Source organism: Streptomyces sp. SID3212 (assembly GCF_009865405.1).
Taxonomy (GTDB): Bacteria; Actinomycetota; Actinomycetes; order Streptomycetales; family Streptomycetaceae; genus Streptomyces.
Genome location: NZ_WWJY01000914.1, coordinates 1 through 4129, shown reverse-complemented (window position 1 = coordinate 4129; position 4129 = coordinate 1). Strand labels below are relative to the sequence as shown.

The 4129-nt window shown below is 72.4% G+C and carries 3 protein-coding genes and 1 pseudogene; all 4 read right to left on the bottom strand.

Features of this window, described 5'->3' with window-relative positions:
• On the bottom strand, positions 1–1232 hold a 1232-nt coding region (locus tag GT042_RS27440; protein WP_161311410.1), incomplete at its 3' end, for an amino acid adenylation domain-containing protein.
• A gap of 126 nt (positions 1233–1358) precedes the next feature.
• On the bottom strand, positions 1359–2627 hold the full coding sequence (locus GT042_RS27435) for a glutamate synthase-related protein (protein WP_161311409.1): 1269 nt from the start codon (positions 2625–2627) through the stop codon (positions 1359–1361).
• Positions 2624–3640 carry an asparagine synthetase A gene (locus tag GT042_RS27430; protein WP_161311408.1) on the bottom strand — a complete coding sequence of 339 codons (1017 nt, stop codon included), beginning with the start codon at positions 3638–3640 and terminating at the stop codon, positions 2624–2626. The genes GT042_RS27435 and GT042_RS27430 overlap by 4 nt, the downstream gene beginning before the upstream one ends.
• Positions 3637–4129: pseudogene (locus GT042_RS27425) on the bottom strand (hypothetical protein); the annotation flags it as partial. The gene GT042_RS27430 and the pseudogene GT042_RS27425, both read right to left, overlap by 4 nt.

Here is a 4129-nt window from a genome sequence, read left to right as displayed (position 1 = left end):
AGGTCGCCGGTGCGGTACATCCGGGTGCCCGCCGGGCCGTACGGGTCTGCGGTGAACCGCTCGGCGGTCATGGCCGGCAGCCGGCCGTACCCCTGCGCCAAGTGCGGTCCTGCGACGTACAGTTCCCCGGTCTCGCCCGGGGCGGTGTGGCGCAGCTCGGCGTCCAGCACGTACATCGAGGTGTTCGCCATCGGAATGCCGAGGTGCAGGCGGTCGAGGGTGCGGACCTCGGGCGTGAAGGACTGGTAGCTGCAAAAGACCGTCGCCTCGGTGGGTCCGTAGACATGCACGACCGTGGTGTCGGGGCAGTGGTCCAGGACCCGCTGGAGGGCGGTGGCGGACAGGACGTCGCCGCCGGTCCAGATCTCCCGCAGCAGCGCCAGGCCGTCGATCGCCTCGCCCGCCATCGCGTCGAACAGCGCGGTCGTGAAGTATGCGGCGGTCACCCCGTGGCGGGCGATGGCCTCGCCCAGCTCACCGATGTCGATCTTCGGCGCCGACAGCACGACGGCCAGCCCGCCGCGCAGCAGCGGGACCCACAGCTCGTACGTCGAGGAGTCGAAGGGCAGCGGCGAGTAGGCGAGGACCCGCTCGTGCGCCGTGGCCCCGAAGCCCGGGTCGAGGGCCAACTCCACCACGTTGCGGTGGGTGTTGACGACTCCCTTGGGGGTGCCGCTGGAGCCGGAGGTGAACATCACGTACAGCGGGTGGTCGGGGTGGACCGTGACGGCGGGCGCGCTGGGCGAGAGGTCGGTGGCGCTCGCGTCGGTGAGCCGCAGGGCGGTCAGGTCGCCCGCGAAGCCCGTCTCCGCCTCGGGGCGGTCCGTCACCAGCAGGACGGCCCCGGTGTCACCGAGGATCCAGGAGAGCCGTTCGGCGGGCTGGCGGGGGTCCAGCGGGACGTACACACCGCCGCTCTTCATCACGGCGAGGACGGTGATCACATAGGCGAACGAGCGGTCGAAGAGGAGGCCGACCGCGTCGCCCGGCCGCACACCGGCGCCGATGAGCCGGTGCGCCAGCGCGTTCGCCGCGTGGTCCAGCTCCCGGTAGGTGAGCCGGCGGTCCTCGTGGACGAGGGCGACGGCATCCGGGGTGCGGGCGGCCTGCGCGGCGAAGAGATCGTGCAGCGCGCCCTCGGGGAGTGCCAGCGCCGTGGTGTTGTACGCGGCGACGCGCGCGGGCACGCCGGCGCCGGGGGAGAGAGCGGGATCTTCTTGCGGTCGGGACATCTCGACACCTTCTTGGTAGCTCGGATCTACGTGGTCTCGCGGCGTGCCGGGAGACCGACGGAGCCACGGTGGATGACGTGCGGATGGTGCGAAGTCGCGTGCGAAGTCAAAGAGACATGCGGGGAGTCAGCCGGTACGGGCCGTCAACACGCCCTCGGGAGGCAGCAGTACGTCGTCCGCCTCCAGGGCGTTCGCGCGGTACTTGCCCAAGGAGCTGATCAACAGGCGGAGTTCGAGGGCGATGCTCTCGGCCAGCCGTACGAGACCGGCCTCGCCGTCCTCGTCCACCGCGAGCAGCGCGGCCCGGCCGAGTCCGACGGCGCGCGCGCCGAGCGCCAGCGCCTTGGTGGCCCTGCCGCCCTCCCAGATCCGCCCGCTGGCGAGCAGGCAGTGGCTGGTGGGTCCGATACGGGCCAGGCACTCGCCGAGCGGCAGTCCCACCTGGCCGAGGAAGGCGTTCGGCGCCCAGGCGGTGCCGCCCTCCGCGCCGTCCACCGTGACGGAGTCCGCGCCGGCCGCCCACGCGGTGGCCGCCGCGAGCGCCACGTCACGGCCGGGGTGCAGCTTCACCCACACCTTCACGCGCGGGAAGTTGTTGCGCATCAGCCGGATCTGCTGGCGCAGGATCTCCTCGGTGAAGGTGCCGGGGCTGCTGATCCGCAGGACCGCGTCGGTGTCCGCGCCGAACACCGCGTCCGTGGCGTACTGTTCGGCCACCCGGCCCGCCGCCTCGCGGCCCAGGACCGTGAGACCGCCGAGGCCCGGCTTGGCCCCCTGGCCGACCTTCAGCTCGAAGGCCAGCCGCCCGGTGGCGAGCAGCGGCTCCGTGACCGGGTCGCTGTAGACCAGGTTCCACACCTCGGCGTCCGCGTCCTCGGTGGACTGCTGCACCACCACCCCGCCGTACTCGTCGTCCGCGGCGGCCGTGTAGGCGGCGATCCGGCCGAGCAGCGGGGAGGCGTCGGCGTCGGACGACGCGCGGTAGCCGTTGACCGGCACCACGTTCTCGCCGATGACCATCGGGATGCCGAGCCGCCCCGCCTGCCGTCCCGCCGCCTCGCCCAGGTCGTGGCTCGCGACCTGCGTCGAGCCGAACGCCGACACGTACAGCGGCAGCCGCGACGTGAACCCGCCGATCACCGTGTCGAGTTCGACATCCGTGTACAGCGGCTCCCTGGCCAGGTCGATGAGCTTCTTCAGCCGCTCCGGCATGAACACCGGGGGCACGATCCTGGCCCGCTCCAGCAGGTCGTACGGATCGTGGCCGGCCGGAGCCGCGCCCAGCAGGCCGGAGCCGTACGACTCCAGCGCGGGGAACACGGCCGCCGCCCCGTTCCTGGCCCGGTGCCGCACCTGTTCCTCGGGGAAACCGGCTGCGCTCAGTACGGTGCTCATGCCGACACCACTCCGGGGAGCTTCGGGTAGGCGCTGGCCTCCCAGGCGGCCGTGCGGCCGGTGACGTACCGGGTGAACCGCTCCAGGCCGATGCCGAACCCGGAGCTGGCGGGGATGCCGCGGCGGGCCAGGTCCAGGTACCAGCCGTACTTGGCCGGGTTCTCACCGGTCTCGCGCATCCGCGTGACCAGCGCCGCGTAGACGTGCTCGCGCTCGCTGCCGCTGGCCAGCTCGCCGTACCCCTCGGGGGCGATCAGGTCGAAGTTCCGCAGGACGCCCGGGCGTTCGGCGTCCTCCTGGTCGTAGAAGCCGCGCGACCCCTTGGGGTAGTCCACGACGAAGAAGGGACGGCTGGACTTCGCGGAGAGGATCTCCTCGCCCTCCCAGTCGATCTCGGCGCCCGGGTCCTGCGGGTGGCCCAGCGCGACCAGGTCGGCGGTCGCCGCCGCGTGGGTGGTCCGGCCGAACGCCCCCTGGACGACCTCCCGGAACGCGTCCTTGTCCCGGCCGAGGAGTTCCAGCTCGCCCGGCATCTCCCGGACGACCTCGCCGACGACGTACGCCACCAGCCGCTCCGCCAGCTCCATCGCGTCCTCGCGGCCGGCGTCCCTGATCTCCACGTCGATCTGGTGGAACTCCGCGAGATGGCGGTGCGTGACCGCCGTCTCCAGCGGCTCCAGGCGCACGTTCGGCGCGATGTAGAAGATCTTGTCGAAGGCCATCAGCGACGCCTGCTTGTAGAGGATCGCGCTGGTCATCAGCTTGTACTTGTGGCCGTAGAAATCGATGTCCACCTGTTTGGAGCCCCGGATGCCCGGGTCGGTGACCGGTCCGATCACCGGCGGCAGCAGCTCCTGGAAGCCCTGGCCGGTCAGGAAGGCCCGGGTCGCCGCGAGCATGCGGCTCTGCACCCGCAGCGTGGCACGGGTCGGCTCCGCCATCAGGTGCTGGTCGGGAGAGGTCGGGAACGAGGGCGTGGTGCGGCCGTCGCGCTCAGCGATCGTACTGGTCATGGTGCTACCTCCTGGGTGTGCTGACGGTGGGCTGCCGGGCGACGGGCCGCCGTGGGAAGCGGGGGCCGGGAAGAGGACGGAAGCGGGGGCCTGGAAGGCGCGTACGACGCTGAGGAAGGCGGAGAGGGAGGAGCCGAGGGAACGACCCGGTCGTGCCGGCGCTGCACGAACGACAGCGCCTCGAACAGCCCGGCGGCCGTGAGCCGCCGGCCCCGGTCGGTGACGTGCCCGATGGGCATCGCCCCGATCTCGGACCAGGTCAGCCGCCCCGACGCGTCGATGTGGCTCCGGCTGCGGCCCGCGTTGTCCGGGTGCAGGCAGAACGGCACGTCCAGGTAGCCGCGGGCGAAGGCCTTCAACAGGGCCTGGCCCAGGTCACCGTCGAGGCCGAGCACCGCGTCCACCAGGGCGCGGGCCTCCGCGTACACGGCGTTGTCCGCCGCCTCGCCGGGTGGGACCGGCACGGACCCCTCACGGGCGCCGGGCCGG

Excerpts from the sequence above, each read along its gene's own strand:
- GT042_RS27435 (WP_161311409.1), bottom strand. The coding sequence starts at position 2,627 with ATGAGCACCGTACTGAGCGCAGCCGGTTTCCCCGAGGAACAGGTGCGG.
- GT042_RS27430 (WP_161311408.1), bottom strand. The coding sequence starts at position 3,640 with ATGACCAGTACGATCGCTGAGCGCGACGGCCGCACCACGCCCTCGTTC.